The 2,897-nt window shown below is 41.3% G+C and carries 5 protein-coding genes; all 5 read right to left on the reverse strand.

Going from position 1 to position 2,897, the window contains the following annotated elements; translation table 11 throughout:
* Nucleotides 1-438: 438 nt before the first annotated feature.
* Nucleotides 439-651, reverse strand: coding sequence for a hypothetical protein (locus WKT20_RS17815; RefSeq protein WP_259300803.1), 213 nt, complete (start codon nt 649-651; stop codon nt 439-441).
* A 45-nt stretch (nt 652-696) separates the two neighbouring features.
* Nucleotides 697-1,263, reverse strand: a complete 567-nt coding sequence (locus WKT20_RS17820; protein WP_223804911.1) for a Fic family protein — start codon at nt 1,261-1,263, stop codon at nt 697-699.
* Complete coding sequence (locus WKT20_RS17825) at nt 1,253-1,561, reverse strand: DUF4172 domain-containing protein (protein ID WP_340417840.1); 309 nt, start codon at nt 1,559-1,561, stop codon at nt 1,253-1,255. The genes WKT20_RS17820 and WKT20_RS17825 overlap by 11 nt, the downstream gene beginning before the upstream one ends.
* 96 nt (nt 1,562-1,657) lie before the next feature.
* Nucleotides 1,658-2,032, reverse strand: coding sequence for a hypothetical protein (locus WKT20_RS17830; protein ID WP_117702515.1), 375 nt, complete (start codon nt 2,030-2,032; stop codon nt 1,658-1,660).
* Nucleotides 2,033-2,035: 3 nt separating this feature from the next.
* Nucleotides 2,036-2,788 (reverse strand): site-specific integrase, encoded by a 753-nt coding sequence (locus tag WKT20_RS17835; RefSeq protein ID WP_117702516.1) that lies wholly within the window; start codon nt 2,786-2,788, stop codon nt 2,036-2,038.
* Nucleotides 2,789-2,897: the final 109 nt, after the last annotated feature.

Here is a 2,897-nt window from a genome sequence, read left to right on the forward strand (position 1 = left end):
TTTTGTTTTATATTTATTTGGTTAATGTCTTACTGTAGGTAAAATAAAAATAGATAAAAATATGTCATATTATAGTTTTTATATACCTTTGCAACCTAAATTATTATATGGGTAGAGAGGCATGAATATAAATTCATTTTATATGATGCGAACGAAGTTGTTGAACTGAGTCCTGTTCAGAAAAGCAGTAAGTTGAGCGAATACGTATTTATCTTGGTTCATAAGCGGCCTTCAATTTGACCGCTAAGCTACGATTCAAATCCGTTTCATTCTAAAATACTGCTTAAAAGACTGTATTTCAATAAATTCAAAGACCGATTAGCCAACTTTTATTGGACAGTAGTGTATTTGAGTAGTAAATAAAAGAAAGGCATAAAGACTGTGTACCGGTCTGGATAAACCGATGTCACACAGCCTTTATGCTTGTATGATGAACAATTATACATCTTCCGGCATGGGGATGACAATGATAGACTCACTACCCCGGATTCCGTAAAGTACGTCTCGGACCCGCCCCTGCTGGGGTATTAGAATACCCTTTTCTACCAAATCCTTTATATCACGTGCTGCTGTATCCGGTGATACCTTTACACGTTTTGTCCAGTTCTTGGCCGTCAGTTTGCCGGGATAACCGTCCAAATATAAATTCAAGACTTCACGTTGGCGTTCGGACAGGACTGTTTCGGCATGGGTTTGCTAGAATATGGCCTTGTTAAGAACCTTCGACAATGTTTCGTCGGATTGCTCGACGGAACGGAGCAGGCAGTCAAGATACCAGATAATCCATTCAGTAATTTCACAATCTCCCTTCTGCGTTTTCTCCAATATGTCGTAATACTGTTTTTTATCCTTATTTATCTGATGGGAGATACTGAAGAAGCGCATCTTTGAGTCTTCAGCCTGTGAAAGTGCCATATCAGCAATGGCTCGTCCGATTCGTCCGTTTCCGTCATCGAAAGGATGGATACAGACAAACCACAAATGGGCTATCGCCGATTTGACATAGCCGTTATGTACATCTGAATTGAACCAGTCCAGAAACCGATTCATTTCTTTGTCTATTCTTTCAGGAGCAGGCGCTACATAATGTACCTTTTCCCGGCCGAACATTCCAGAAATAACTTTCATATCTCCACTGCGGTATCGGGCTACATCTATTTTCGTTGGACCGCTCCATCCGGTAGGAAACAGGCAGTTGTGCCAGCCGAAGAGTCTTTCATGGGTAAGCGGACTGTTGAAATTGACGGTTGCGTCAAGTGCCATTTCCACTACTCCGTCTATATTGTGAGGATTCGGTCGGATTCGGTAGTTGTACTCCAAGTTTGCGGGCTACAGATGAACGTACCTGCTCATTGTTCAATTCCACTCCTTCAATTTCTGATGATGCAATGATGTCATGAGATATGGATTCAACTACGGCAGACATCTTGTCGTTAAAACCGATTACACTAAGGCGTCCCATCAGATAACCGACAGCTTTGTTTACCTTGTTCAGTTTCTCACCGACAAGTTCCTTGTTCCACGAAAAGGAAGGCCATTCTTTATGTTCATGTATATACATAGGCATCACCGTTTTCTGCAAATATACAGTTTTGCGGATAATAAGCCGCAAAAAATGCGGCTTATTATCCGCATGAAATAGTAAAATCAATATTTATCAGCATTTTAGATATGACTTATGATTTCCATTCACCATGCAGATAATCATTGACTTTTCAGATTGGAACAGTCTGCTTATTATATACTCACGTAATTGTTGTGCCGGATAAGTGTTAATCTGAAAGGCAAGCGCAAATATCATTTCCAGGTTATAGACTACCTGATACCCCTCTTTTAACGGAATACGTTGTTCTACGGTGAATGGTTGCAATATCTCAAGTTTATATATTCTTCTTTTCGCTGCTCGTAAAGTCGGTGCAACCACATTGAACAAGCCGACGAGTTCGGCTTCGTCCATACGAATCTTATCAGGATGGACAGCAGGAATAACAATTCTGCCGTCCTCCATTATATGGATAATTTCTCTTTTCATAAGCTACAGACAATTTGAAAGTACATCCCTTACATTATTCATATCTTTCAGAATGGAGCTGTCGAGTACCCTTGCATAGTGCTGCGTCATCTTGATATTGGAGTGACCGAGCATTTTGGCTACATTCTCAATGCTTACCCCATTGGCCAGTGCCAGATTGGTAATCTTCTTCAGACATTTCATATAACGGATGACGGTATTCTGCTGACATTCCTTTTCAGTCTTCAAATAAAATTCAAAGGCACGTACCAGCTCACCGTTGACTTCCGCCAGCGGCAGATCATCCTTTCCGTATTTCTGTCTGATAAGTTCGGCAAGATAGCGCTTGCAACTTTTATAACGGCGAACGGTAATCAGGGCATAGTCTTTCCCGACTAGGGCACGGCATTGGTCATTATGCTCCTGCATGGTACCGATAAGGGTGCGGACCGCTTCCGGTTCTTTGTCCTGTCCGAAAAATATTTCCTGTAACAGACGTGCCGTTATAGACTGGTTCTGTTCTTCCAGCTCACAAAAAATCTGATGTAACTTGATTCTCGCATTTTCGATATAGGCATTCAGATCACATGATTTGCGGCTTTTGCCTCTGGCGAATTCCTTAGCCTGACTCCAGAGAGACGGGTCAATGCTTTTGCGGATGTTGTTTTCAACTCGCGTACCATCTACAGTGATACGCATACAAACGGATGCTTCTCCGTTTTTCAGCAGCTTGGTTTTCTTCAAGAAGAAAAGCACATTGAATGAACTTCTTTTCATTTTTCCTACAGTTTTTAGTTTGGACAAAAGTAGGAAACCGACCACGTTTTCTTGATACGCAAAATATTGCAAATCAGAGAGAAAGACTCTGGTTCGGTGGAGATTTTTG

It is taken from the genome of Phocaeicola sp. ICN-14070 (assembly GCF_037892625.1).
Lineage (GTDB): Bacteria > Bacteroidota > Bacteroidia > Bacteroidales > Bacteroidaceae > Phocaeicola > Phocaeicola plebeius.